Here is a 25,812-nt window from a genome sequence, read left to right on the forward strand (position 1 = left end):
GAATCTCCACAGATTTTCGGCAGCGTTGAGTTGCCGATTCGCAGGTTCACCCGGGAGTCCTGCACCGGGCGCTGACGGGCGACACCACGGCCAGGTTCCTTCTGCGCCTCGAGGTGTGTCCGTATGGCTGGTGGCCGTGAAGTTGGGCGCGTATCTGTCCGGGTCGTTCCCGATACTGACGGGTTCGGCGACAGTGTCCGCCGCGAACTGCAGGGCATCGGCGACCAGGAAATCCACGTCGACGTCGTGTTCGACGCCGACCGGGCGCAGCTCCGCGCGGAGCTCGAAGCGATCCGCGTGCCCACCATCCATGTCCCGGTGGATCTCGACACCGCCGGCTTGGCCCGCGACCTGGCCCGTTTGGACGCGATGACCGGTGACCGGAAGGTCACCGTCAACGCCGATCTGGACTCGGCGAGGCTGCGTGCGCAGATCGAGACGGCCACCCGCGCGGCGGGCACATCGGTACCGGTCGCAGTCGACGTGGACCGCGGCGGGATCACCGCGCTCCGCGCGGAGCTCGCCACCCTGCGGAACCAGCGGGTCCGCGTCTCGGTCGATACCGATCCGGGGCCGCTGCGGTCTGTGCTGTCGACGATGACCGGGCTCGGTTCGGTGGCGCTGTCGACCGCGAGCAGCGTGGCTGGTATCGCGGCCGGGTTCGTCAAGGTCGCCGGTGTGGCCGGCGCTGTCGCGGTTGGCGGTGCCGGGATCACCGCCGCTTTCGGGGCGGCAGCGACCGCAGTGGCGGCCGTTCCCGCGGCGCTCGGGTTGGCCGCGGCACCGGTCGGGGCGATCGTTGCTGGGCTGGACGGCATCAAGAAGGCCGCGAAGTCGCTGGAACCTGCGTTCGACCGGCTGAGAAGCCAGGTATCCGGGGTGTTCGAGAAGGGACTCACCCCTGTCTTCAAGAGCCTCGACGGTCTGGTCCGGGGGACTCTCACCGACGGGCTGAAGGGCACCGCGACGTCGATCAACGGTGTCGCATCGAGCCTCGCGGACATGCTGAACGCGATGAACCGGGCCGACCAGCTCGGGAACATCTTCCGCAACATCAACAAGGCGATCACCGACATCGGCCCCGGCATCGTCGACATCGTCAACTCGACGCTGCGGATGATGGAACTGACCGGCGGCTACGACGCCTTGACCACCGCGGTCAACGAGTTCGGCCGCGCCTACAGCGATTCGGTGAGCCGCATCATCGGTGACGGCTCGATCTCTCGGGCGTTCACCGGCCTCGAGTCCGTGCTGGGAAGTTTGAGCCGGGCGTTCGTCGGGCTCGTCGAGAACGGGATCCGTGGCTTCGCCGGCGCGGCGCCGGGGATCTCGAAGGTCGTCGACTCACTGACCGGGTTCTTCGGCCGGTTCGACTGGGAACGTCTCGGCCGCGCCTCCGGTGCAGTGTTCGAGGGCATCGGGGAGATCTTCGACAACGTCGACGACTCCACGATCGAGGCCATCACGCAGGCGTTCGAGCGGCTGGGGCAGGTGTTCCAGGGCGCCGACTTCCAGGCCAGCATCGGGAAGATCGTCGACGCCTTGCCGGCGCTGATCGACGGGTTGTCGTGGTTCGTGGAGAACGGCGCCACCGTCGCCGGCTGGATCGCGGACATCGTCTCTGCGCTGGGTGGCGACAACATCGCCGCCGTCGCCGTTGGTGGCGCGATCGCCGCCGCGGTGTGGAAGGGCATGAAAGCAGCGTCGAAGCTGTGGAAGCTGAAGGATCTGTTCGGCAAGGGCGTCGGCGCGAAGGATCTCCTGCCCGGCGCGATCAAGCTCGTCGACCTGTTCGACAAGGCGTTTAAGTGGACTGACCTGATCGGCCCCGCCGGTGATCTCGCGTCGGGTCTGCTCCGTGAGCTGCTCGGGCTCAACGAGTACACCGTCGAGATCGACGAGGGCGACCTGAAGGAGAAGGTCTCCGGTGCCGTGTCGGAGGCTTTCCAGGAGGCGTTGGACGGTGTCTTCGACGACGTGCCCCAGGTTGAGGTCGAGATCAACGCGGACCCGGCCCGGCAGAGCATCGCCGACGCTGTCGCGGGCGGCGTCGCTGACGGTCTTGCTCGAGTCGACACCTCTGGGCTCGCCGGCGGATTCTCGCTGACCCTGGACCCGGCAGGGTTCGCAGGCCCCCTCGCGCAGATCCAGGCATCGTTCACGGCGGCACTGTCGGATCTGCGTTCTCAGGCGACGGCGGGGATGGCGGCTGTGTCGGTCGCGTTCACGACGGGCATGTCTGGCCTGGCGACGACGGTCACTGCAGGGTTCACCTCCGTCCAGACGGCGTTCCGGACCGGGATGGCGGCGCTCCCCGTGGGAGTCACCGAGTCCTTCGCGCAGATCCAGGCGGCGTTCACGGCCGGGATGACGGGTCTCGCAACGGTGGTGGGCGCGCAGATGGAACTGGTGCGGCTGGCGTTCGTGAACCCGATGGTTGCGCTGCCGCAGCAGATGTTGGCGCAGCTGGTGGCGCTGCAGCAGGCGTTCGTGAACGGCATGCTGATGTTGCAGAACACCGTCACTCTCGGGATGCAGCAGATCGTGCTCGCGTTCACGACACCGTTGCAGGCACTGCCGGCGACGTTGACACCGCAGTTCGCGCTGATCCAGCAGGCCTTCGTCAACGGCATGCTGATGGCGCAGAACACCGTCACGCTGGGCATGGCTCAGATCCAGGCGACCGTGGTGGCAGGGATGACGCAGATCGTGGCGTCCGTCCAGCTCGGAATGCAGTCGATCGTGGTGGCGGTCCAGCAGTCGATGGCGGCCATCACCATCGCCGTGCAAACCGCTGTCGCGACGATTCTGGCGACGGTGCAGGCTGGTTTCGCGCAGGTCCCGCTGGCGATCGCAACCGGGATGGCGCAGGCGGTCGCGTCTGTCGCGTCCGGGTTCGCCTCCATCGTGTCGAGCGCGATTTCCGGGATGGGCCAGTACGTGTCCACGGTCGGAGATGGTGTGTCGCAGGCGGTCGGGAAGTGGGTCGAGGGCGCCGGCGAGATCGGCCAGGCCCTGGGCCGGCTCAGCCAGGACATCTTCCTGTCCGCCGAGACCTCGGTCAGCGGGTATGTGTCCCGGGTCGCGGCCGGGGTGGGGGACGTTGCCGCCGCCTGGGGCAAGATGGCCGGCGCAGCTCTGGACGCCATCACGTCCCTTGTTCCCGGCATGCAGAACGCTGGATCGAACGCTGTCCGTGCGTTGGCGTCGGCGATCGCCGCCGGTGCCTCCTCAGTGATCTCGGCCGCGGCGAACGTCGCCCGGCAGGCCATCGCAGCAGCCAAGAGCGCGCTGGGGATCGCGTCACCGTCGCGGGCGTTCCTGTCCATCGGTGACTTCGTCATCGCCGGGTTCGTGAAGGGCCTCGACTCGGACAAGCCGGCGCAGGAGATGCGCCGGCTCGCCGACAACGTCATCGCCGAGGCGGAGCGCATCACGAAGGCCGCCGCCGGGACACCGACGTTCGCGGCGGGCCTCGACACGAGCCGCATGAACGCCCGCGTGGAGGCGTCCATCGGGGGCCTCGGTACACCGGCTGCGAGAGCGACAGGCGGGCGCACCCAGACGTTCAACTTCAATGTCCAGAGCAGCGCCGACGAGCTGACCGCGGAAAGCGTCGCCCGGGTGACCCGCCGACAGGCCGCTCTGGGGCTGTTCGGATAGTCTGCGTCGCCCCTGGCGTCAGCTCAGGTTCACCGGCGTCGGCTGGATGACGCCGGCGGCGTCGCGCACGGTGGTCTGCTCGGCGCGGAGACGGTCGGCGGCGCGGCGGTCTCGTTCGTTCACGGCGGTTCCCCCGGGGTAGTCGTACGCGGACGTAAGCCCCGGGGGCGGGACAGCTGAGGGTAGCTGTACCGCTGTCTGTGGGCCTTTCAGGAGCCGCTGAGGGCTTCGTAGACGCGACGGCCGACCCTCACCCGCCTGCCGGTACCCCCGCAGCGCGGGCACGGGCGCCACGCCTTCCCCGTCGGTGACTTGAGCTTGGCGGTTCCGGAGCAGCGGCGGCAGGCCGCGAACGGCCAGAACGCGCACGCGGCCCAGTAGACGGCCAGGGCGCCTAGCGCTAGCAGGATCAGGGTGGTCATGACGCGGCCGAGCTGGAGTTGGCGAGGGCGTCGAGGACCTCGGTGCGCACCACGCCGCGGCGGTTCACGCCCCCGTCTGCGGTTGTCTGCCACAGCTGCCGGGTGCGCACCCCGACGAGTGTGAGCGCGCGGGCGAGGGACGAGGGCGACCAGCCCGCATAGTTCTCGGGCCACTGGGCTTCCAGGCGGGCGAGGAGGACTTCGGAGTGCGCCCGCTCGTCCACGCCGAGGACCGCGAGGACATCGGCGAGCAGCGGACGAGCGGGACCCGTGATCGGGCGGTTGACGAGGACCGTCGCGCCCTGGAGCGCTGCGTGGAACTCGCCTCCACAGACGCAGTCGCACTCACCCGAAGATGCCGCGGCGAGGAGGCAGCTCGCCGAGCAGCGGCCGGCGAGGATGAGGTGTGTAGCGGGTACGGGTGAGGGCATGAGAACCGTCCTGGTGAAGGGCAGCGCGTAGCGGGCTGGAGTGCCCGCTACGCGCTACGGGGCTGGTCAGCGGCCTACTGGACCGCTAGCGGTGCCGCTTGACGTAGCGGCTCGTGGTGCTTCATCCCGAGCTGGTGCTTGATCCGATGGCGCGCTGGTCGAGCGCTTCGCGGACCTGGTCGAGGTGCAGTCCGCGTCGGTTCACCCGGGCGCCGTCGACCGTGACGTTGATCTGCCGGGTTGCGATCCCGAGCGGGCGCAGTGCGACGCCGAGCGCCTCCGGGTCCCACCCGCCGTAGACCGCCGGCCGGTGCTCGGCCAGCAGTGTGCACAGCTCCTCGGACCACGCCCGGTCGGAGCGCTCGCACCGGGCGAACACCACTGCCAGGTCGTCGAGAAGCCGGGCCGGCGGGGTGCGCTCATCGTCGGGTCGCTCGCCCAGCGCGTACCCGGACAGGAGGCCGGCGGCTTCGCGGGCGGCGCGGGCTCGTTCGGCGACCTTCTGCGCGGCGGGGCCGTCGATGTAGAAGGTGCGGACGACTTGCGGGTCGTCACCGGCCCCGACGAGGTAGCCGATCCCGCGGTCGGACGGGGTGAACGTGGTCGCCCTGATTCCGTTCTTGTAGGCGCTGGTACCGAGGACCAGGTCGTTCTCGATCTGGCCGGTGACCCGCAGGCAGAACCTCAGCCCGACGTTGCCGCTGACCCCGGTCGGGACGCTCTTGGCGTCCGGGCGCTGGGTGGCGATGACCAGATAGACGGCGAACGCCCGTCCGCGTTTGATGATCCGCTCGGCGAGCTCCCCGGCCTCTTTGCCCATGTCGGGGTGGGTGAACAGCTCCTGCGCCTCGTCGATGACCTGCACGATCGGGTGCAGCCCGGACCCCTTCTTCGCTGCCAACTCCGGGGTGACCTTCTTGTCGGGCACCAGGTTGCGGGGCAGCTTCGACACGACCTTCGCCCGCCGCCCCACCTCCTCGAGCAGTTCCCGCAGCGACGCGAGGGTCTCGGCGAGCGCTTCGTCGTCGACCCCGGAGGAGTACCGGTGCGCGACGAGCTCCAGGGCCTCGAGGTCCCCGGAGCCCTTGTGTTCCCCGATCCGCAGTTCGCAGTGCACGTCCAGCGCCGCGGCCAACGCCAGGACCCGGACTGCGGCGGTCTTCCCGCCACCGGGCAGCGCCCCGATCAGCGCGTTGGTTTCCTCCAGGCTTACCTTCACCGTGCGCTGCCGCTGGTCGGTGCCGAACGGGAACACCCCGCCCACGATCTGCACGCCCCCAGCCCGGGCGAGCGGCCACGCCGCGGCCTTCACCTTGTTCAGCGGCTGGTCCCCGACCCACAGGATCAGACGGCCGGCGTGCTGCTCCGCCGCGGCCTCGGGCCACACCGACGACAACGGCCGCCGCAGCCCCGACGCCAACCGGTCCCGTCGTTCCATCACGTCGGCGACGGTGACGCCGTGGGGCAGGTCCACATCCGCGCGCCACCCGGGCCCGTCGCGGGTGATCGGGGCGACGAACGCGGGAGCCTGCGCCTTCGGGCCGGCGCCCATCGCCGAGATACCCAACGCCTGCAGCGCCCGCGTCACCACGTCCGGGGACAGCCTCGGCGGGGCGGACGGGGTGACGGTGGCGGGGTCGGTGACCCGCCTGTCCCGCGGGCGCCCGTACCGACCGAGGGCGGCGACGATCCCGACCAGCAGCACCGTTTGCGCCCACCCGATCCACACGGGTGCGGGCTGCATGACCGGTACCGGGCGCCCACCCGCGCCCGGCACCTCGACCGTGGCGGGAGAACCCGCCCACCACAACGCCACCACGCCGGTGACCAGCACCGACACGACCGCGCCGGTGATGATCGCCCGCTGCTTCACCCGCCGGTTCCGCTGCTTCGACAACGTCATGTACTCGTTGATCTCGCCGCGGGTGACGGCGTTCGCCCGCAGGGGCGCGGCTTCGGCGTCGAACACCCACTGTCCGGCGTGGAACAGCAGCAGCATCAGCCCGCGGGGCGCCCACCACGCCAGCCGCAGCGCGTACTTCGGGGACCGGGTCAGGTGGTAGAGGGTGATGTGGGCGCCGAACCGGGCGAGCCACCGGGCGAGCTGACGGGCCTCGTCCCGGTTCCGCAGGTAGGCGGGGACGATCGGCCGGCGTTGGGTGTCCCGCACCGACAGCGCGGTCGCGTACACGGTCTTCGGTTCCGGGCCCGGGTCGACGGGCACCAGCTCGATGTCGTCGTTCACCGCGGCACCGCCTGACCGTTACGGCGCCCGGCGAGCAGCTCCCGCGCCTGGTGCTCGCTGATGTCGAGTTCCTTCGCCAACCGGCGCCTGCCCGCACCGTCTGCGATCAACGCCTCGGCCCGGTCCACGACCGGCGGCTGACGCCGGTCGTCATCTGCACCGGGCTCTGCCTGGTCCAGCTCCGGAACAGTCCGGACTCCATCCGGGTGAGGGGTGCGGACAGTGTCCGCACCCTCGTCGACCACCGGCCCCTGCCCGGTGGTTGCCGGCACGATCCACGCCCTCGCGACGAGGTGGGTCGTCACGATCGCACCGACCGGACCCACCAACCCGAACGCGCCGTAGGCGTGCACCCCGGCATACCCGGACACCGCCGACGCCAGCACCACCGCCGTCGCGGCCTCCCACCGCAACCGCGGCTCGGTCACCCACAACCACGTACCCGTCACCGCGACGACCTCGACGATGCCCACCGCGGCGGGATGCGCCCACCCGGGCACGTTCACCGTGGCGGCCAGGGCCACGGTCGCGGTGCCCGAAAGGACCAAGGCGCAGCCGATCGCGGCGAGGACGAGGACGGTCTGCACGATCCGCTTCACCGCCGACCACCCACGATCCGCTCCCGGCGGGTCACCGCGTAGGCGCCCACGGCCATGACCGCGGCCCCGGCCAGCAGGATCAGCATCGACGCCGTTTGCACCTGCACCACGGCCAGCACGGACACGAGGTAAGCGAGGACGGCCAGGAACCACGCGCGGCGCGGCATCACACCTCACCGCCCAGCGCCGTCACGGCCACGGTGACCGCCCGGGCCAACGCGGCAGCCTCCGCGACGGTCAGACCGGGCTCAGCCCCGCCGGCGCCGCGGACGCACACCACCGGCTCGTCGACCGTGATCCCATCGGCCGGGTCCAGGTCGACGTACTGCTCGACCTGCACCGTGACCGGATGCTGAGAGAACTTCGGGCGCTCGACCGCCAGGATCTCCACGCCACGGTGGTGCCGGTAGATCCCGCCGGCCGTCTGGATGTCGTCGACGGTGATCCCGTGGTTCGGGTCGGCGATGCACCAGGAAGGGCAACGCAGTTCGGCGGCCAGCAGGGCGACGTCGGCCGGGTCGAAGATGGGGATGCTCATCGCGCGCACCGCCCCGTGGCCGTCTCGGCGAGGTCGGCGAGGTTCAGCAGCTCCGCAGCGGCCTGCCTTGCCTCGGCGGGGGTCAGGACGGACTCGGCGAACACCGGCCGGTCACCCGCCTCGGTCAGGGTCTCGGCGATCCCGACGACGATCTGAGGGGCGTCCAACACCCACTCGGTGCCGTGGTGGGCGCGGCTCATCGGCTGGTGCAGGAACAGGTAGGTGGTCATCGGGTCACACGCGGCGCCGGCGGCCGGTTCCAGCAGCGCGGCCTCGGTGGCGCAGTACTGGTCCCACCTCCCGCCGTCGGTGTGGGCTCGGCACCACGCGGCGTGGTCATGGGCGGGAACAGGGGTGTCGTTCAGTACGGTCTTCACGGGTCAGCTCCTGGGCTGATCAAGTCCCCGGCATCGGCGTGCTACCGCCGCCCGGGGGCGTCTGATGGGCTGGGGATCTCGTAGTCCGCGGAGGTCCGCGGCTGGTCCGCACCAGCGCCACCAACAGCCATCGTTGGCACCCATGTTCAGTTACGGAATGTGCAGGTCGGTCAGCGTGTCCACCCTCCGCCACCCAACGACCACTATTCCCAGTATCGCGCTCGTAATGCGTAGGTCTGGGGTTCGACTCCCCAAGGCGGCTCCACTGTTTTCGCAGGTCAGAGACCTGCGGATGTTCGATCAGTGCGTTCAGTCGTGTTGACCCGGCGCACTCACAGAAACACTGTTTCAGCAGGCTGTCGACCTGTTCCGGCCCTGCTCAACGGGGTCGTGGTGATCGTCTTCGACTGCGAGCCCGTGGCATGACGGGACTCATGCCACAGGTGAGTGCGTAGCTCGGCCGGACTGAGGTGTGCACGGGGCTGGTGTCCCTGGGCGGCTTGGTCTTGCGGGAGCGATCCTCAGCTCTCGGGTTGCACCTGTGGTGAGCGGGCCTGGCCGTAGGCTCGGCGGCGTGGGCGGAGGGGATGTCGAGTTGGCTGCGTTGATCGAAGAGGCGACGGCTGACGCCTACGGCGTGGACGAGCAGCTCGGTGGGTTCCACGCGAAGCTGGAGGAGCACGTCGCTGTGCCGTTCACGACGACGCTGCTGGGTGTCGAGGTGGCGGTGGTCGAGATCGACTGGCCCGTGAGTGGCGGTCTGGTGGCGGTCTGTCGACGGGGTCGTGAGTCGCAGTCGATCGACCTTCGTGAGCTGCCGTTGCCGACGCCGCCGCCGGAGGGCGTGGAGTGGATCTACGCCTACCTCCGGTGGGCGGCCGGTGGGCTGACGTGAGCGAGTACCAGTACTACGAGTTCCTCGCGATGGACCGGCCGCTCGACGAGCGGGAGCAGGCCGAGGTACGCGCGTTGTCGACGCGGGCGCAGATCAGCGCGACGAGCTTCACCAACGAGTACCACTGGGGCGACTTCCGTGGTGATCCGCTCCGGTTGATGGAGCGCTACTACGACGCCCATCTGTACTTCGCGAACTGGGGCAGTCGAACGCTGATGCTGCGCCTCCCGCTGGGGGTGCTCGACGTCGAGGCGGTCGAGCCGTTCCTGGTCGATTCTCTGGTGTCTGTGTGGGACACCGCTGAGCACCTGATCCTGGGCTTGCACAGCGATGACGAGAACGCCGACTTCTTCGGCCCGGACGACCTGTACACGTTGGCGGGACTCGTCGGGGTGCGGGCCGAGCTGGCGTCCGGCGACCTGCGCCCGCTGTATCTGGGCTGGCTGGCGGCACAGGGGACCTGGGACCGCGATGAGGGCGCGTTCGACGTCGACAACGAGGAGGTCCTGGAGCCGGCGGTGCCTGCGGGGTTGTCGACACTGACGGCGTCGCAGCGGGCACTGGCGGACTTCCTGCGGCTGGATCCGGACCTGCTGACGGTGGCGGCGAAGGCGAGCGCACCGTCGTCGGATGCGCGACTCACGGGGAGGCGGCTGGCCTCCTGGGTGGCACGGCTCCCGAGCAGCGAGAAGGACCGCCTGCTTGTCCTGGTCGCTCGTGGCGAGAGCCTTGTCGCACAGTCTGAGTTGCGTCGGCAGTTGAGTGCCTCGGACCCAGCGGTAGGCGACGAGCGTCCGCGTCGGACGGTCGCTGAGCTTCTGGATGCCACCCACCTCGTCCGGCAGGACAAGCACCGGCGGGCCGAGGCAGCCCATGCCGCTGAGGAAGCGGAGCGGCGACACAAGCGCGAGGCGGCTCGGGAGCGGCGTCTCGCGGCGCTGTCGGCGGACGTGGAGGGTGGCTGGGCGCGGGTCGAGGCGATGATCGCCACCAAGAAGCCTGCCGAGTACGACGCTGCGGTCGCGCTGCTGGAGGACCTGCGGGTCGTCGCAGAGCGGGCGGACCAGTCGAGCGGGTTCGGTGTTCGGCTCACTGAGCTGCGTGCTCGCCATCAGCGCAAGGTGAGTCTGGTCGAGCGGATCGACCAGGCCGGGCTCGTCGTCGCTCCCCGCTGATCGCCGGCTTTGGCTAGGCCGTGGCATCGTGAGGTTCGTGGCGACCGGGGACCTCGAGCGTGAACTCGCTCGGTTGCGAGCAGAGAACGACCGTCTGCTGCGCCTGTTGGGGATGACGGCGGAGCAGGCCCGCGCTCCGGATGCGTCCCAATCGGGGCTGTTCTTGGAGCGTCCCGGCATGGTGACCGCGTCGTCGACGCCGGAGGCGAAGGTGGCCTTCTTCCGGGCGTTGTTCGCGGCCCGCGAGGACGTCTACGCGATCCGCTGGGAGAACGAGGGATCGGGGAAGTCGGGCTGGGTGCCAGCGGTGGCCGGCGGGTGGCGGAAGGGCACGACCCGCCCGTACCTGCGGCTTCGTGACGACGTGGTCGCGGCGCACCTGTCGGGCCGCCACCACATCGGGCTCTACCCGTTGATGCCGGGCGACACGTGCCGGTGGCTCGCGGCGGACTTCGACGGACCTGCTGCGATGCTGGACGCATTGGCCTACCTGAAGGCGGCCAGGGCGGCCGGTGTTCCCGCGGCTCTGGAGGTGTCTCGCTCGGGAGTCGGCGCCCATGCGTGGATCTTCTTCGCCGGCGCGGTTCCTGCGGCGACGGCGAGAGCGCTGGGCATGGGCCTGCTCCGGGAGGCGATAGCCGTCCGCGGCCGGATGGATCTATGCAGCTACGACAGGCTCTTCCCGTCCCAAGACGTGCTGCCGTCCTCGGGTGGGATCGGGAACCTGATCGCTGCTCCGCTGCACGGCCGGACGCGCAAGGACGGTGCGACGGTGTTCCTGGACCTGGGGACCCTGGAGCCGCACGAGGATCAGTGGGCGCATCTCTCCGGGGTGCACCGTCTGTCCCCTGCCGAGGCCGCCCGCCTGGCCGGCCGTGTCGGGGCGGTCAAGGTGGGTGGCGCTGTCGAGCGCCTGGCTCCCGCGACGTCGACGCGGACGAGGCCGAGACCGGCGGCGGTGATCGGGCTTCGGCTGGAGGCCGGATGCGAGGTGTCGGTGTCGGACCTGACGCCGGCCGCATTGGCGACGCTCAAGCACGCGGCGTCGATGAGCAACCCGCTGTTCGGCGAGCGACAGCGCCGTCGGCTATCGACGTGGAACGTGCCCAGGTTCCTGCTCAGCTACGACGAGACCGTGGACGGCCGTCTCGTCCTGCCCCGCGGCCTCGGCGAGCGCGTCGTGTCGGTGCTGGACGAGGCGGGAAGCCGCGTCGAGGTCAGCGACGATCGCACCGACGGCGACAGCCACAGCTTCGACCTGGCGGTGACGCTGCGCGAGGACCAGGCAGCCGCCGTCTCGGATCTCGCCGGCCACGACCTTGGAGTGCTCGTCGCGGAGCCGGGTGCCGGAAAGACCGTCATGGGATGCGCGCTGATCGCGGAGCACGGCGTGTCCACCCTGGTCCTGGTGGACCGTAAGACGTTGGCGGACCAGTGGCGAAGCCGGATCAAGGACCTGCTGGGTGTTCGGGCCGGTCAGCTGGGCGCCGGACGGTCCTCGTTGCGGGGTGTGGTCGACGTTGTCACTCTGCAGACGCTGGCGCGCCGTCAGGACGTCGCGGAGCTGACCGGGGGCTACGGGCTCGTTCTCGTCGACGAGTGCCATCACCTGCCCGCCGCCGCGTTCGAGAACGCCGCCCGGCAGATCCGGGCGCGGCGATGGGTCGGCCTGACGGCGACCCCGTATCGGCGCGACGGCCTGGACGAGCTCATCCACCACCAGCTCGGTCCGATCCGTCACACGGTGACGCCCCGGCCTGTGGGCACCCTGGGAGCCGCCGACGCCCCGGAGCGGCAGCTAATTGTGCATCCGACCTCGTACGAGTACCTCAAGGACGCGGATCCGTCGAAGCCGGGCGGGATGGCGGCGATCTACCGTGACCTGGCCGCTGACGAGGCGCGGAGGGACCAGATCGTCGGTGACGTGCTCGAGGCATTGGGGCGCGGGAGGAACTGCCTCGTCCTTACGCAGTGGAAGGGCCACGTGGAGTCGCTGGCGGCGAGGCTCCGGGAAGAGGGACGAGATCCTGTGGTGTTGCGAGGGGGCATGGGTGCCCGGGAACGCAAGACCGCTCTGGCTCGTCTCGAGCCGGGTGCGGCGCCGCTGCTCGTCGTGGCGACCGGGCCCTACGTGGGCGAGGGCTTCGACTGTCCTGCTCTCGACGCCCTGTTCCTCGCGGCGCCGATCGCCTTCAAGGGGCGCCTCGTGCAGTTCGTCGGCCGCGTGCTCAGGCCGCACCCCGGCAAGACGACGGCCGAGGTGCACGACTACCACGACGAACAGACCCCTGTGCTCGCCTCGTCGCTGGCCAAGCGCGCACCGGGATACACCTCCCTCGGCTTCCCCCATCCCCGAGACTCGACCCTCGCCTCACACTGAGTGAGGTTACGAGTCTCCGTCAAAGATCGCTGCGCCTGCCCGCGTCACGCTCGCCAGCCAGGGCCCGGGGTACTCGGCGACGAGCTTCTCGATCTCGTTCCACCAGCGCAGCCAGAGGCGGAGCTGCTCGAACAGGGTCAACTGACCGGCGGTGGTCTGGAAGCACGCTCGGACGCCGTGGTCCAGTAGCGCCTGGCGCTCGAGCGGGCGGCTGCGGATGCGCTTGTCCCGAGTGAGGACGACGAGACCGGCCTGGCCGACGAGGGGGAGCCACTCCTGGTCTTTGGCGCCTGCCGGTACGAGGTCACCAGGTCCGCCGGGCCACGTGATATCGCCGCGGACGTAGTGGAGGGCCTGGGCGACGCCGATGCTGTTCTCGTCGAAGAACCAGCGCGGACTCTGGAGACGAGCGGGCACGTGTCAGGCGGCTCGGGTGAGCTCGCCGTGACGGCGCTCGAACTCGACGACCTGCTCGACGTCGGTGACGGAGATCGAGTAGATTTCCGCAACTCTGTCGGGCTCCTCTCCGGCGCTCACCAGCTCCGCGACGATCTCGGTGCGCACGCCGACGTTCGGGATGGTCGGCTCGCCGAAGCTGCGTGTGGGGTCGAGGACGATCGGCTTCCCCCGTCCGAGGGGGAACAGTCGCTCGGCGACGTCGCCTGCGTCGTTGAACTCGACCTTGTCGAGGAACGCCACGGCCGGGTCGGACGGCATCAGGGTCCCGTCGCGGCCGAGGATCACGATGCTCAACGCCAGGTCGAGGCCGACGAACTCCTGTGCTTCGAGGGCGAGTTCGCGGCCCGAGGTGTAAGGCTTCAGCGTGGCGAGCGGGTACTGCACCTGGAGGCGGTCGCGGAGGAACCCGATGACGGGGCGGAGGTACTGCAGGGTGACCCGTTTGGCCCGGTACTCCCGCAGGTAGCCGGCTTCGATGAACTCGCCCCAGGTGACGGTGTCCACTCCTGTGGAGCGCTCTCGGATCACGGGGGCGTAGGTCGTGTTCCCGCGTTCGTAGCCGTCGATCCAGCGGCGCAGGCCGTCGGTGCGCAGGCCGAGGAGCCGCGCGGCCTGGCTCATGCCGTAGACCGGGCGGTCGAGCAGCTCCGCGCTGTTCTCACCCACGAGCGTCAGTGTGCACCATTGCACCGACGACGTGGGCGAGGTTGCCGGGCACCGCGTGGCATGGCTCGTGGCATGAGGTCGGAGTCTGACCTGCGACGTCAGTGCCGTAGGTGCCGTGAGCCGCGCGATCGGTGCTGGTAGAGCGGTGAGCGACGCACATCGGTTGCCTCGTAATGCGTAGGTCTGGGGTTCGACTCCCCAAGGCGGCTCGTTTGCGCAGGTCAGATCGCGCTTATGGATCTTGCCTGTCCCTTTTTCGTGGCTCGTGGCCTCTCTCAGGCGGGTTCTTGCCGGTCAGCTGCCTGCGACGTGGCCTCCACGCGTGTGTGCGTCGGTCGGTCGCACCTCCTTGCTCATGGTTCTCTGTCCACAGCGGGTGCGGCTGTCCGACATTGATCGTTGCTTCCGATCGTCGGCGGTGATCACCGACATCGGTGGGACGGCGGAGCCACCCGCACCGTCGTCGGGCGCTTCGTTATCGGAGTGGGGTGGGCGACGACGGTGTGGTCGGGGCGGGGAGGTCCAGAACGCGGGAGTTGCGGAGTCGCCAGACCAGTGAAGCGAGTCCGAATCGGGTTCGTCCGATGCCGTTGTCGAGGGGGTCGTAACCCAGTTCGGCGATGATCGTGTCGAGTCGGGTCTGCAACGTGCTGTGGTGGACTCCGGCATTCCGCGCCGCCTGGCGTACGGAGCTGGTTCGCACGAGTGCGTCGACGGTGGCCGAGCCCCACGGGTGGGACATGATCGCGTCCAGGGAGTCGACGTCGGGCAGGTCGCTGTCCAGGGGGAGGTCGGCGAGTAGGCCGACCAGGCCGCCGTAGTCGTCGGCGAGGACCGACGGTGCGACCTCGGGATCGCACAGACGCAGGGCGACCACCGCCGTGCGGAACGACCTGTGCAGGTGGTCGACGTCGGTGGCCGGCCCGGTTCCGATCGGCCGTGCCGGGACGGGCGCGTGGTCGTGGGGTACGACCAGGGCGTGGATCGATCCGTAGGGGGTCGCGACGACGTCCTCGGCGCCGGACGGGTGCTCGTCCCACACCGCGAACAACGGCGCCGCGATGACGCGGTATCGCGCGGTGGACACGAGATTGAGTCGGGCCGCGGCGAGACGGCGGGTCTCGGTCGGGACGGTCGGGTCGAGCAGCAGGCCGAGATCGCGGCGGCCGTCGATCTCTCGTCGGCCTCCTCCGAGGCGGATGCGGACGGCCAGCGCCAGGCGTTCGAGGACGATCGCGTCGTTCGCATGCGGCTCGCCGTCGCGCTCGATCCACACGGTCAACCCCTCGGCCGTGATGGCCGAGCAGCTCCCTGGCGTCGGCGGCCCGTCGTCGGGGGCCACAATCTCGCCGCGCGGGCTGACCCGGAGCGACCGCGGGGGGAGATCGCTCTGGTAGCCGGCGTTGCACCCGGAGAGGGAGGCGGCCGCACTCAGCAGTGCTCGGGTGTTGACGTTGCCGATGATCAGTTCGTCGAAGCAGGCGATGACCCGCAGACCGAGGCTCGCCTGCGGGTCGAGCGCCGAGATCCGACCGAGGAGTTCTTGCACGGGCACCTCCCGACGACTGGTGGGTGCAGTCTAGTGGCGTGGGTCACCGGATCAGTCCGCGAGGATCTTCTCGACCCAGTTGTTCCGCGTCCGGACCATGCCTCGGGCGACGACGGTGTGCGGGGCGAAGATGTCGAACGCGTGGAACCCGCCGGACCAGACGTGCAGCTCGGCGTCGCCACCTGCGGCCCAGAGGCCGTCGGCGTAGGCGATCGCCTCGTCGCGGAAGATCTCGGCGGCGCCGACGTCGATGAAGGCAGGCGGGAGCCCGGACAGGTCCGTCGCCCGGGCCGGCGCCGCGTACGGGGAGACGTCCGGCCCACCGCGCGCCTCGCCGAGCAGCGCGGACCAGCCGGTCTCGTTGCTGACGCGGTCCCAGACCCCGACGCCGTCGAACTGGCCGGTTGAGGCGGTGACGCCGCGGTCGTCGAGCATCGGGTAGTCGAGGACCTGGCCGCACAGGGCTGGGCCGTCGCGATCCCGCGCCGCGAGCGCCATCCCGGCCGCGAGCCCACCACCGGAACTGGCCCCGGCCACCATGAGCCGGTCGTGGCGGATGCCCAACTGCCCGGCCGTCGCCGCCGCCCATTCCAGCGCGGCGTAGCAGTCCTCTCGGGGGAAGGGGTCCGGGAACTCCGGCGCGAGCCGGTACTCGACGGCGACCAGGACTGCGCCGAGGTTGTCGACCCAGTCGAGCACCAGGTCGGCTCCACTGAAGCGGTCGCCGAACATCAGCCCACCGGAGTGGACGAAGACGATGCCGGGCCGGGGGGAGCCGGCTCGGGTGGGGCGCAGCACCGACACCTGGATCGGCTCGCCTCGATGGCCGGCGATCGTGTGCTCGCTGTGTGTGATCGCGCGTCCCCGCAGCGTGTCGTCGATCGGCGGGGAGGCATAAGACCGCCGCATGAACGCGATCAGGTTCGGGGTGATGGTCGGCGGGAACACACCACCGACCACGGCGAGGCCGGCCTTCAGCTCCGGGTCGAACTCCGGCCGGGCTCTGGACGACACAGGCTCCTCCGACAGGGTGCGGTGGCAGGGAGACGACGACCGCCGCGACGCTGCCGGCGGGTGCAGCGTCGCGGCGGGTCGACGATCACAGCGAAGCGTAGAGGGCGGCCTCGAAGTCCCCGTAGAGCTTCCACGCCTCGTGCTCGGTGATGAACGGCAGCGAGTTCGTGTAGATCGACGCACAGATGCCGGTGGTGCGGTCGATGAAGAAGTGGGTGTTGAACAGCCCGGCCCACGCGCCCGTCCCGGCCCGCCGGGCGCCGGGGACGTCCTGGGTGTTGATCAGCAGCCCGTAGCCCCACGTCCACCCTTCACCGAGCTTCAGCGTGTCGGTGATCGGAGCGTCTGCCGTCCTGATCTCCGTCGGCATCGGAGCGCCGTCGAGCTGGTCGGTGAACGCCGCGTCCACGGTCTCCCGGCTCAGGATCCGTACACCGTCCAGCTCACCGCCGCGCAGCAACGCCCGCTCGAAGCGGATGTAGTCACGCGGGGTCGAGTGCAGACCGTGGCCACCCGCCCACCACTGCGGGTCGTCGGGCAGGACGTTGCCCGCCGAGATCCACTTGCCGTCCTCGCCCTTGACGTGCACGGGCGTCTTGTTCGCCTGGCGTGCCTCGTCGAGGGCGAACATCGTGTCGTCCATGCCGAGCGGACCGGTGATGTTCTCCTTGATCACCACGTCGAGGGTCGAGCCGGCGACGGCTTCGACGACGCGGCCGAGCCAGTCGGTGTTGATGCCGTACTCGAACTTCGTGCCGGGGTCGGCGACCAGTGGCGCCTTGAACGCGGCCATGTCTCCTGGCACCACGTTGGGGATGCCGGTGACCTGCTCGTACTTGACCAGGTCCTCGTTCCAGAACCAGTACGTCAGTCCCGAGGTGTGGGTGATCAGCTGCTTGACGGTGGCCTTCGACCTCGGTGCGCGTAGGCGCGGGGTGTCACCGTCGAAGCCGTCGAGGACCTGCAGCTCGGCGAAGTCGGGAACGTAGCGCTCGACCGGGGCCGAGAGATCGAGTTCACCGCGCTCCACCTGCTGCAGCGCGGCCACGGTGGCGACCATCTTGGTCATCGACATGATGCGGAAATGGGTCGACGTCGACACAGGCTTCGCACCGGCGTCGTCGAGCCGAACTCCGGCGGCCCCTTCGTAGAACACGCCGTCGGCGTCCGCGGCGATCGCGGCCACGTGCGGTACGGCACCGGCGTCCACTGCCCCCTGCAGCACCTGGTCGATGCGGGATCCTTCAATGTTCCTCGACACGGAACCTCCGTTGGCTCAGATCTGGTCGCGACGCCCACAGGCCTGCGGGACGTCTTCCGACGACGGTCTCGAGTGTGGTCGGCGCCACACCGGTAGGTAACCGACGGCGCGACGAGAATCTCGACCTGTTGCCCGCCATGTGGCGGTCCGGCGCCGGCCGGCAGGTCGACCACGGCCGACCACAGGGACGCGGTGTCCAGCCCATTCGCGGTGTGCGCAGTCGGAGCCATCGTCCGCGGCACGAGCCGGACGCGTAGGCCCGCTCCTCGGTCGACACGCCGGGCCGTATCAGCTGGTTCTCCGCACCTTCCGTAGCGATCGAGCAGGTGTCGTCCCACCGTGGGGGCGGACGGTCACAGCCGCTGCGTCGTCAGACGGCTGCGCACGCTGGGGGCGGCGTGATGGCTCGGACACCGAACGGGGCGTCGAGCATCTACCTCGGGAAGGACGGCTACTGGCACGGCCGTGTGACCGTGGGCGTCAAGGATGACGGCCGGCCCGACCGGCGGCACGTGATGGGCACCCAAGCCGACGTGACGCGCAAGGTGCGGGCTCTGGAACGGCAGCGGGACGGCGGGACGGTGCGCAAGCCCGGCCGCTCGTGGACGGTCGAGAAGTGGCTCACGCACTGGGTCGAGAACATCGCGGCGCCGTTCGTGAAGGACAACACGATCTCCGGGTACCGGGTCGCGGTGAACGTGCACCTCATCCCGGGGATCGGCAAGCACCGGCTCGACCGGTTGGAGCCGGAGCACCTGGAGAAGCTCTACGTGCGGATGATGCGCGAGGGCAAGGCGGCCGCCACGGCACACCAGGCGCACCGCACCGTCCGGACAGCGCTCAACGAGGCCGTGCGACGCGGGCATATCGGGCGCAACCCCGCGACCCTGGCCAAGGCGCCCCGCCTCATCGAGACGGAGATCGAGCCGTACTCCGTCGACGAGATCCGGATGCTGCTGAAGTCGGCGCTCGACGGCCGGAACGGTGCCCGCTGGGCCGTCGCACTCGCGCTCGGGCTGCGCCAAGGGGAAGCGCTCGGCCTGAAGTGGGCTGACGTCGACCTCGACGCCGGGTCGATGTTCGTGCGCCGGGGCCGGCTGCGTCCACGGTGGCAGCACGGGTGCGGCGACACCTGCGGCCGGAAGTACGCCGGCCACTGCCCGGACCGTGTACCCCTTCGGCCCGAGACCGCCGAGACCAAGTCCCGGGCCGGCCGTCGGGGTATCGGGCTCCCGGCGGAGCTCGTCGAGCTGCTGCGCGCGCATCGCGTCGAGCAGGATCGGGAACGCGACCTGGCGGCGCAGCTCTGGACCGACGGTGACTGGTTGTTCGCCACCCCGACGGGGGGTCCGCTCAACCCGCGCACGGACTGGGACGACTGGAAGAAGCTCCTCGCCCGGGCCGGCGTGCGAGACGGCCGGCTGCACGACGCCCGCCACACCGCCGCGACAGTGTTGCTCCTGCTCGGCGTCCCGGAGCGCGCCGTCATGGGCATCATGGGCTGGTCGCACACCGCGATGGCCGCGCGCCACCAGCACGTCACCTCGGCCATCCAGCGCGACATCGCGAGCCGCGTCGACGGGCTGATCTGGCAGTTCAGCGTCAAGCCTTCCGGTGAAGGCGGGATGTCGGGCGGGGCTAACGCTGATGACACGGCGGACGAATCAAACGATGAGGACTGTCCGGATGATCCGGGCGGACGGGTGTGATGAGGGGGAGATCGTGCGTCGCTCGCTGCTGGCCGTGCTATCGCTGGTCGTCGCGTTCCTGCTGTTGGGTTCGTCGGTCGCTCTCGCTCAGGACGACGGCAACAGCGAGCCACCACCGCCGACATGTGGCGTCGGCTGCATTCCGCAAGATCCGAACGCACCCCCGCCCCCGCCGACCAACCCGAACAGCCCGATCGGTCGAGCGTTCGCTCAGGTGAACGAGCGCATCACCCAGATCCCCGCGGGGCCGAGACGCGCGTTCGCTGAGCGGGTCGCCAGCCGGGTGCAGAACCGGTTGTGCCACTCGTTCCCGCGGTTCTGCTGACCGGACCACCGGCGGGGAATGAGACTAGAACTGAGACTACGACCAAGAACGCCGGACGCTCCCTGTTGGGAGGTCCGGCGTTCTGCCTGGTCAGGCTGGCGGTGGCGGTGGGATTTGAACCCACGGAGGCTTGCCCCTCACACGCTTTCGAGGCGTGGGAGGTAGAACGGGACCATCTCGCCCCAGTGCCCGCTGATGATCTGCAGATCGGGTAGCTCGTCGAAGATCCCGGCGAGGATGAGGCGCAGCGCGTGGATGCCTGCCTCGTGGTGCCAGCCCCACCCACCGAGTGACAGTTCTGTGGTGACCTTGTCGGCGAAGCCGGCGTGCTGCGCGGGAACGAGGCGGCGTACGCCGGGTGGTTCCTCGACCAGGGCACTCGCGGGCGCGGAATCCGTCCGGATCTGCGATCCGCGATGGCCGGGACGTTCGCGCGCCCGGACGCCCTCCGCTGTGCGTTCGCCCTCTACCGGTCGCTGCCCGAGACCGGACGCCAGATCTCCACGGCGGTGGCCGGTGCCCGGTTGACGGTGCCCACGACCGCGGTCGGAGCCGCGCCGGTCGGCCGCGCGCTGGAGAACCAGCTGCGCGGGGTCGCCGACGTCCTCGACGGGCATCTGTTCGACGACTGCGGGCACATCGTGCCCCTCGACCGGCCGGACGAGCTCGTGGCACTGCTGCGGCCCGGATGATGCCGGGTGCCGTCGGACGCCGGGCGCGGCCGGCGGACCCCGGGCGCGCCGGCCGGTCCCGGACGAGGCCCGAGGAGCGGGTCGGGGGAGCAGCGTCCGGTGCGGGCGCGGCTGGTGCTCGGTGCGCTCGTCGCCACCGGGCGGCCCGACGCCGACACCGGCCGGCGGCCCCGGATCAGATCCCGGTCATCCCGGCGTCGACGGTGTAGATGCTGCCGCTGACGTAGCTGGCCCGGTCCGAGGCCAGGAACAGCACGACCGAGGCGATCTCGGCCGGGTCCGCGTAGCGCTTGAGCGCGGTGAGCCCGGCGAACTGCTCCTGGACGCCCGGGATGTCGTCGGGGGACATCCCGTTCTCGATCGAGCGCATCATCCTGGTGTCGACCGGCCCGGGGCACACCGCGTTGACCCGGACGCCGGCCGGCGCCGCCTCGACGGCGGCGACGCGGGTGAGGCCCACGACGGCGTGCTTGGACGCCGTGTACATGCCGCCCAGCCCGGCGAACGCGATGACCCCGGCCATCGAGGAGGTGTTCACCACCGACCCGTGGCCCTGTGCGGTCATCACCCGCAGCACGTGCTTGAGCCCGAGGAAGGAGCCGCGCACGTTGACCGACAGGATGGTGTCGACCGTCTCCAGGTCGGTGTCCACCAGCGGGCCGGTGGCGCCCTCGACGCCGGCGTTGTTGAAGAACACGTCGATCGCGCCGAAACGGTCGCGGGTGGCGGCGACGTAGCCCTCGACCTGCTGCTCGTCACGGACGTCCGCGACGTGCAGCAGCACCCGGGCGTCGTCGACGCCGAGCCCGGCCGCGACCTTCTCCAGCGCGGAGCGGTCGAGGTCGACGAGCGCGAGGGAGGCGCCCTCCGCCGCGAACGCCGCGGCGGCCGCCGCGCCGATCCCGCCCGCGGCTCCGGTGATGAGGACCGTCCTGCCGTCGAATTCCATGGTCGTCTCCGTTCTCGCCGGTCGTGCTGACGGGACCGAGCCTCGGCCGGAGCGGGGCCGCGGCGCCCGGACGGCCGTGCACCGGCGCGCACCGCCGGGTCTCACGCGGGCGTCGCCGTCGCGGTGCGGGCCGCGTCACCCACTGAGCCTTTGCCAACCTGATCACGCGCTGGCGATCATGAGGGTCTGAACTGCGGCGATGAGCCTGTCGGCGGTGTTCGGGCTGGACCGGATCTTGCGCAGGACTCGCCAGTTCTTCAGCTCGGCGTTGACCCGCTCGCCCGGTCCGCGACGGTGGGCGTGGGCGGTGTTCACGTCCTTCTGGTGTCGTGACAGCTTCCGGAATCGGCCGGTGTCGGGGTCCTTACGTCGACGCCGCTGCGGCACGGCGACCGTAGGACCGGCGCCTTGGTAGGCGGTGTCGGCCGCGGCGGGGATCTCATGCTCGGCCAGGGCGTCGATGATCCCGTGCTCGCGGGCTGCGCCCATGTCGTGCCGCGCGCCCGGCATCGGCGGGGAGATCCACACCAGGCGGCCGACCGGGTCCGCGATGACCTGCACGTTCAGTCCGTGGGCTTTGTGCTTTCCAGAGTAGAACGCCCGGTCGTAGCCCGATGCCATCCCGACCCGGTCGATGCGCAACAGGGTGCCGTCGAGGATCACGAACGCCTTCCGTTTCGCGACCTCGATGGCTTGTTCCAGGGTGGGGGCCTTCGCGGCGAGCAGCTCGATCCCCTCCTGGATGTAGCGGTAGACCGTGGAGGTGCCGACCCCGAACCCGCAGGCCAACTCGGCGTAGGGCGTGTCTCCTAACTCGGCCGTTCGGGTCTGCGCGATGATCAGCAGGTGTCGCGTCGTGCGGTCCTGACCGATCTCCAATGGGCCCGACTTGAGCCGTTGTTGCCCTCGTCGGACGGGATGCCAGGACGCCCGTTCGCTGATCACCGCAGAGTGGTGGAGGGGATCATCTACCGGTTCCGGTGCGGGCTGGCCTGGCGTGATGTCCCGGTCGAGTTCGGTCCGTGGCAGGCCCTGTGGAAGCGTCACCGCCGCTACAGCGGTGACGGCACCTGGGATCACATTCTCGCTGCTCTGTTGGCCGGTCGGGCAGGTGAACCTGCACGGCACGCGGGAGGTCGCCCGGACCGCGGAGGCCACGGTCTTCGTCAACCTGCAGCTCGCCGGATCGTGCGTCGGGTCCCAGGGCGGGCGCACCTGCCACGTCCCGGCGGGCTCGTTCGCCCTGTTCGACGCGACACGGCCGTTCCGGCTGGACTACGCCGGGGACTGGCGGTCGCTGTCGTTCCGGGTGCCCCGCGACCGGCTGATGTCGCTGGTGGCGCGGCCCGACGACGTCACGACGACCACCGTCGACGGCTCCCGCGCACTCGGCGCCGTGGTCGCGGGCACCATGCGGTCGGTGTGGGACGCCGTCGAGGACCTGGGCGACGCCGAGGCCCGCGCGGTCAGCTCCGGCTTCACGACCCTGCTGGCCACGGCCTGCGGGGCGACCGACGAGGCCCGCGGCGCCGGCCGCCGCACGCTGGCCGCGTCGCTCTACACGTCGGTGTGCACCCACCTGCAGGACAACCTGCGGAACGGCGACCTCGCGGCCGCCCGGGTGGCGGCGCACTTCGGCGTGTCGGTGCGGACACTGCACAACGTCTTCCGGGACTTCGAGCACACCTACGCCCAGACGGTCACGAGGCTACGGGTGGACGCCTGCGCCCGTGACCTCGCCGACCCGGCGTGCCGGGAGTCGCTGACCGCCCTCGCCGCCCGGTGGGGCTTCTTCGACCTCTCCCACCTCAACCGGGCCTTCCGCACCCACCGCGGCCACCGGCCCGCCGACCTGCGCCCGGCCTGAGACGGCGACGGCCCGGACCCGGCGAGCGGTGGGCTCGCCGGACCCGGGCCGACCGGCCCGCCGCGCTCAGGCGGGCGGGGCGAAGCTGGTGAACGGCATGACCGGCGCGACCTTGCGGTCGCGGTAGCGCCAGGCGCCGTCCTCGCGGACCAGCTCGTCGGTGTACACGCAGACGGTGCCGCTCACCGTCCCCGCCGTGTTCGCGAAGAACAGCAGGTAGCAGGTCTGGGTGGCGGTGTCACCGGACACCGAGACCACCTCGTTCATGGTCAGGTGCCGCATCGGGCCGAAGGTGTCCCGGCACAGCGGGACGAAGGCCGCGAGCTCGGCGTGGCCCTTCGGGGTCTGGCCCTCGATGAGGGCGTGGAACACGCCGTCCGTCGAGAAGGTGGCGGCCCACTCCTCGGGGGTCCCCTGGTCGACCGCGAAGTTGTAGCGGGCGTTGAGCGCGCGGATCTCCTCGGGATCGGCGAGCGTGTCCGTGCTGATCATGATGAATCCTCCGGTCCGGTCCCGTGACGGGGTCCTGGAACCCGACGCTAGGAGCGGACTCCACCGGCGGCCTTGGACACGACTGCACGCCAGCGTGCACGGACCGGGGTGTCGCCGGCCACGCCCTGCACGGCGGGCCTCCCCGTCGTGTCGGCGCTTCGGCCCGGCCGGGCCACCGTGCGGGTCCGTCCGCGTTAGACTCGGCATCATGTCATCGGATCCTGACGCGTCGGCCGGGGCCGGCCGGGACGCCGGCCCCGCCTTCGACGCGCTCGCCGATCCCGTCCGCCGCCGCATCCTGGCCGTGCTCTCCGAGCACGACGAGGTCAGCGCGGGCGACCTGGCCGACCACATCACCTCGGTCGGCCGCACGGCCGTCTCCACCCATCTGCGGGTGCTCCGCGTCGCGGGGCTCATCACCGAGCGCCGTTCCGGCCGGTACCGCTACTACTCCATCGAGCCCGGTGGTGCGGCCGCCGACGTCATCGCGCTGCTGCGCACCCTGTTCCAGTCCTCGCTCGGCGAGGTGGGCTCCGCCGTGGAGAGCCGTCCCGCGACGGACCGGGAGGGCGCGACCGGATGACCGGACCCTCCGTGCCGGGAGACTGACCCCCATGGGGACGATCGCGCTCGCGGTGGAGGAGTTCGTCGCCGCCGACCCGGCGGTCGTCTTCGGACGTTTCGGGCGCGACTCCGGCGCGGGCTGGCTGTTCGGTGCGGCGTGCGACCGGGTCGCGGTGGGCGAGCCGGTCACCCTGCGGGCGCCCATCGCCGGCGGGCCGCCGGTCGACGTGCTCGGCCGGATCAGCGAGCTCCGCGGACCGCGCACCATCACGATCACCCACGACCAGCCCTGGCAGGGCCGCATCCGGCTGCGGTTCTCCGCCGCGCCCGGCGGGACGCGGATCCGGCTCGACGCCGAGATCGACCGGCTCGGGTTCGAGTGGCTGATGCGTCGGCGCGGCCACCCGGTTCCCGACCACGCCCCGGACGGCCCCCGCATCGGTGTGCTCACCAGCCGGTGCGGGTCGGGCAGCGTGTTCGCCTCGGCCGTCGCGAACGCGGCGGCCCTGGCCGTCGAGGAGATCAACGAGTCGGGTGGTGTCGGCGGGCGCCCGCTGGACCTGATGGTGGGCGACGACGCCACCGACCCCGGCACGGGGACCCTGGAAGCGCTGCGGCTGGCCCGGGCCGGCTGCCGGACCGTCTTCCTGACGACGACCTCGGCGACCTACCACGCCGTCTCGACCGCCCTGACCGGCCGCGACGTGCTCGTCGTGCACACCAACATGAACGAGGGCGGCGGCGAGTCCCGGCTGCGGATCCGGCTGGGCGAGCGGCCCGCGACCCAGATCGTGACGGCGGCGGGACCGGTCATGCGGGCAGCCGGTGGACGTCGCTGGTTCCTGGCGGGCAACGACTACGTGTGGCCCCGTGCGGTCAACGCCGCCGCGCGGGAGGTGCTCCCGGCGCACGGCGCGGTGCTGGTCGGCGAGGGCTACGCCACGCTCGGGGCCCGGGACTTCGCCCCGCTGGTCGAGCGGATCGCCGCCTCGGGCGCCGACATCGTGCTCAACACGTTCGTGGGCGCCGACGCCGCCGCGTTCGAGCGTCAGTGCCACGCAATGGGTCTGCGCGACCGGACCGTCAGCCTCGGCCCCGCGATGGACGAGGCCACCCTTGAGCGGATCGGACTGCACGCTTCCCAGGGGATCCACGGTGTCTCCGGCTACTTCCAGCACCTGCAGACCGAGCGCAACGGGTCGCTCCTGAAGCGCTACCGGGCCCGCTTCGGCCAGTGGGCGGCGCCGCTGTCGTCGTTGTCGGAGTCGATGTTCGAGGCGATCCACGTGTGGTCCGCCGCGGCCCGCGCCGCCCGCTCGACCGAGCCGGTGCCCGTCGCCGACGAGATCCGGTCCGGCCGCTACGACCTCCCGCGGGGCACCCTGGCGCTCGACGGCCACCACCACGTCGAGCAGCCGCTGCACCTCGCGGCCGCCCGCGGCGCGACCTTCGGCTCGATGAACGACAGCGAGGGACGGTCGTGAATACGCGCATGTAACAGAGGTGGGACGGGTGTGTCAGACCTCGTGTCAATGCGTCT

24 protein-coding genes and 1 pseudogene are annotated in these 25,812 nt (G+C 70.6%); 11 read left to right on the top strand and 14 right to left on the bottom strand.

What is annotated here, in order from left to right; genetic code table 11:
• The first annotated feature begins 123 nt into the window (after positions 1 to 123).
• Positions 124 to 3,663, top strand: coding sequence for a phage tail protein (locus tag AC0GKK_RS16655; protein WP_489882046.1), 3,540 nt, complete (start codon positions 124 to 126; stop codon positions 3,661 to 3,663).
• 418 nt (positions 3,664 to 4,081) lie between these two features.
• Here AC0GKK_RS16655 and AC0GKK_RS16660 read toward each other — a convergent pair whose 3' ends face one another.
• From AC0GKK_RS16660 to AC0GKK_RS16685, 6 genes are all read right to left on the bottom strand, one after another.
• Entirely contained in the window at positions 4,082 to 4,516 is a 435-nt protein-coding gene (locus tag AC0GKK_RS16660) for a hypothetical protein (RefSeq protein WP_489882047.1), read from the bottom strand.
• 121 nt (positions 4,517 to 4,637) lie between these two features.
• The gene (locus AC0GKK_RS16665) at positions 4,638 to 6,761 is read right to left on the bottom strand and encodes an FtsK/SpoIIIE domain-containing protein (protein ID WP_489882048.1); all 2,124 of its coding nucleotides are present in this window, start codon (positions 6,759 to 6,761) and stop codon (positions 4,638 to 4,640) included.
• On the bottom strand, positions 6,758 to 7,360 hold the full coding sequence (locus tag AC0GKK_RS16670) for a hypothetical protein (protein ID WP_489882049.1): 603 nt from the start codon (positions 7,358 to 7,360) through the stop codon (positions 6,758 to 6,760). Before AC0GKK_RS16670 ends, AC0GKK_RS16665 begins: the two co-directional genes overlap by 4 nt.
• Entirely contained in the window at positions 7,357 to 7,527 is a 171-nt protein-coding gene (locus AC0GKK_RS16675; protein ID WP_489881846.1) for a hypothetical protein, read from the bottom strand. The genes AC0GKK_RS16670 and AC0GKK_RS16675 overlap by 4 nt, the downstream gene beginning before the upstream one ends.
• Complete coding sequence (locus AC0GKK_RS16680) at positions 7,527 to 7,898, bottom strand: DUF6907 domain-containing protein (protein WP_489881845.1); 372 nt, start codon at positions 7,896 to 7,898, stop codon at positions 7,527 to 7,529. The genes AC0GKK_RS16675 and AC0GKK_RS16680 overlap by 1 nt, the downstream gene beginning before the upstream one ends.
• Entirely contained in the window at positions 7,895 to 8,275 is a 381-nt protein-coding gene (locus AC0GKK_RS16685; protein WP_489882050.1) for a hypothetical protein, read from the bottom strand. The genes AC0GKK_RS16680 and AC0GKK_RS16685 overlap by 4 nt, the downstream gene beginning before the upstream one ends.
• Before the next feature lie 574 nt (positions 8,276 to 8,849).
• Here AC0GKK_RS16685 and AC0GKK_RS16690 point away from each other — a divergent pair.
• Genes AC0GKK_RS16690 through AC0GKK_RS16700 form a run of 3 tightly spaced genes read left to right on the top strand, consistent with a single transcriptional unit; the run spans position 8,850 to position 12,725 of the window.
• On the top strand, positions 8,850 to 9,170 hold the full coding sequence (locus AC0GKK_RS16690) for a hypothetical protein (RefSeq protein WP_331141193.1): 321 nt from the start codon (positions 8,850 to 8,852) through the stop codon (positions 9,168 to 9,170).
• Positions 9,167 to 10,345, top strand: coding sequence for a hypothetical protein (locus AC0GKK_RS16695; protein ID WP_357438415.1), 1,179 nt, complete (start codon positions 9,167 to 9,169; stop codon positions 10,343 to 10,345). The genes AC0GKK_RS16690 and AC0GKK_RS16695 overlap by 4 nt, the downstream gene beginning before the upstream one ends.
• 37 nt (positions 10,346 to 10,382) lie before the next feature.
• Positions 10,383 to 12,725, top strand: coding sequence for a TOTE conflict system archaeo-eukaryotic primase domain-containing protein (locus AC0GKK_RS16700; protein WP_357438418.1), 2,343 nt, complete (start codon positions 10,383 to 10,385; stop codon positions 12,723 to 12,725).
• Between the two features lie 6 nt (positions 12,726 to 12,731).
• On the opposite strand, the gene AC0GKK_RS16705 is transcribed toward AC0GKK_RS16700, so the two are convergent.
• The 5 genes from AC0GKK_RS16705 to AC0GKK_RS16725 all read right to left on the bottom strand — a co-directional run bounded on the left by AC0GKK_RS16705 (position 12,732) and on the right by AC0GKK_RS16725 (position 17,674).
• Positions 12,732 to 13,142: a PIN-like domain-containing protein gene (locus tag AC0GKK_RS16705; RefSeq protein ID WP_331141190.1), complete on the bottom strand. Its 411-nt coding sequence runs from the start codon at positions 13,140 to 13,142 to the stop codon at positions 12,732 to 12,734.
• A gap of 3 nt (positions 13,143 to 13,145) precedes the next feature.
• Complete coding sequence (locus tag AC0GKK_RS16710; protein ID WP_489882051.1) at positions 13,146 to 13,850, bottom strand: DUF433 domain-containing protein; 705 nt, start codon at positions 13,848 to 13,850, stop codon at positions 13,146 to 13,148.
• Between the two features lie 475 nt (positions 13,851 to 14,325).
• Positions 14,326 to 15,399 (bottom strand): helix-turn-helix domain-containing protein, encoded by a 1,074-nt coding sequence (locus AC0GKK_RS16715; protein WP_251783439.1) that lies wholly within the window; start codon positions 15,397 to 15,399, stop codon positions 14,326 to 14,328.
• 51 nt (positions 15,400 to 15,450) lie between these two features.
• Positions 15,451 to 16,413 (bottom strand): alpha/beta hydrolase, encoded by a 963-nt coding sequence (locus tag AC0GKK_RS16720; RefSeq protein ID WP_405421033.1) that lies wholly within the window; start codon positions 16,411 to 16,413, stop codon positions 15,451 to 15,453.
• A gap of 85 nt (positions 16,414 to 16,498) precedes the next feature.
• Positions 16,499 to 17,674 (bottom strand): serine hydrolase domain-containing protein, encoded by a 1,176-nt coding sequence (locus AC0GKK_RS16725; RefSeq protein WP_357438424.1) that lies wholly within the window; start codon positions 17,672 to 17,674, stop codon positions 16,499 to 16,501.
• Positions 17,675 to 18,075: 401 nt separating this feature from the next.
• Here AC0GKK_RS16725 and AC0GKK_RS16730 point away from each other — a divergent pair, with 401 nt between their 5' ends.
• From AC0GKK_RS16730 to AC0GKK_RS16740, 3 genes are all read left to right on the top strand, one after another.
• Positions 18,076 to 19,383 (top strand): tyrosine-type recombinase/integrase, encoded by a 1,308-nt coding sequence (locus AC0GKK_RS16730; RefSeq protein ID WP_482638571.1) that lies wholly within the window; start codon positions 18,076 to 18,078, stop codon positions 19,381 to 19,383.
• Positions 19,361 to 19,708 (top strand): hypothetical protein, encoded by a 348-nt coding sequence (locus AC0GKK_RS16735; RefSeq protein ID WP_357441318.1) that lies wholly within the window; start codon positions 19,361 to 19,363, stop codon positions 19,706 to 19,708. Before AC0GKK_RS16730 ends, AC0GKK_RS16735 begins: the two co-directional genes overlap by 23 nt.
• 416 nt (positions 19,709 to 20,124) lie before the next feature.
• Positions 20,125 to 20,400 carry a hypothetical protein gene (locus tag AC0GKK_RS16740; RefSeq protein WP_357441315.1) on the top strand — a complete coding sequence of 92 codons (276 nt, stop codon included), beginning with the start codon at positions 20,125 to 20,127 and terminating at the stop codon, positions 20,398 to 20,400.
• 175 nt (positions 20,401 to 20,575) lie between these two features.
• Here AC0GKK_RS16740 and AC0GKK_RS16745 read toward each other — a convergent pair whose 3' ends face one another.
• A complete protein-coding gene (locus tag AC0GKK_RS16745) occupies positions 20,576 to 21,349 on the bottom strand; it encodes an SDR family NAD(P)-dependent oxidoreductase (RefSeq protein WP_357441313.1) in 774 nt (257 codons plus the stop codon).
• A 162-nt stretch (positions 21,350 to 21,511) separates the two neighbouring features.
• A complete protein-coding gene (locus AC0GKK_RS16750) occupies positions 21,512 to 22,228 on the bottom strand; it encodes a transposase family protein (protein WP_482638568.1) in 717 nt (238 codons plus the stop codon).
• Between the two features lie 39 nt (positions 22,229 to 22,267).
• On the opposite strand from AC0GKK_RS16750, the pseudogene AC0GKK_RS16755 reads away from it, so the two are divergent.
• Both AC0GKK_RS16755 and AC0GKK_RS16760 read left to right on the top strand, forming a co-directional pair.
• A pseudogene (locus AC0GKK_RS16755) lies at positions 22,268 to 22,372 on the top strand (transposase); the annotation flags it as partial.
• 88 nt (positions 22,373 to 22,460) lie between these two features.
• Positions 22,461 to 23,216: an AraC-like ligand-binding domain-containing protein gene (locus AC0GKK_RS16760; RefSeq protein ID WP_489882052.1), complete on the top strand. Its 756-nt coding sequence runs from the start codon at positions 22,461 to 22,463 to the stop codon at positions 23,214 to 23,216.
• Positions 23,217 to 23,282: 66 nt separating this feature from the next.
• On the opposite strand, the gene AC0GKK_RS16765 is transcribed toward AC0GKK_RS16760, so the two are convergent.
• Positions 23,283 to 23,708: a nuclear transport factor 2 family protein gene (locus AC0GKK_RS16765; RefSeq protein WP_489882053.1), complete on the bottom strand. Its 426-nt coding sequence runs from the start codon at positions 23,706 to 23,708 to the stop codon at positions 23,283 to 23,285.
• Between the two features lie 208 nt (positions 23,709 to 23,916).
• Between AC0GKK_RS16765 and AC0GKK_RS16770 the strand changes: the two genes are divergently transcribed.
• Both AC0GKK_RS16770 and AC0GKK_RS16775 read left to right on the top strand, forming a co-directional pair.
• Positions 23,917 to 24,291, top strand: a complete 375-nt coding sequence (locus AC0GKK_RS16770; protein ID WP_357437190.1) for an ArsR/SmtB family transcription factor — start codon at positions 23,917 to 23,919, stop codon at positions 24,289 to 24,291.
• A 31-nt stretch (positions 24,292 to 24,322) separates the two neighbouring features.
• Positions 24,323 to 25,756 (top strand): ABC transporter substrate-binding protein, encoded by a 1,434-nt coding sequence (locus AC0GKK_RS16775; RefSeq protein ID WP_489882054.1) that lies wholly within the window; start codon positions 24,323 to 24,325, stop codon positions 25,754 to 25,756.
• The last annotated feature ends 56 nt before the right edge of the window (positions 25,757 to 25,812 follow it).

The organism is Pseudonocardia sp. P-1, assembly GCF_058111925.1.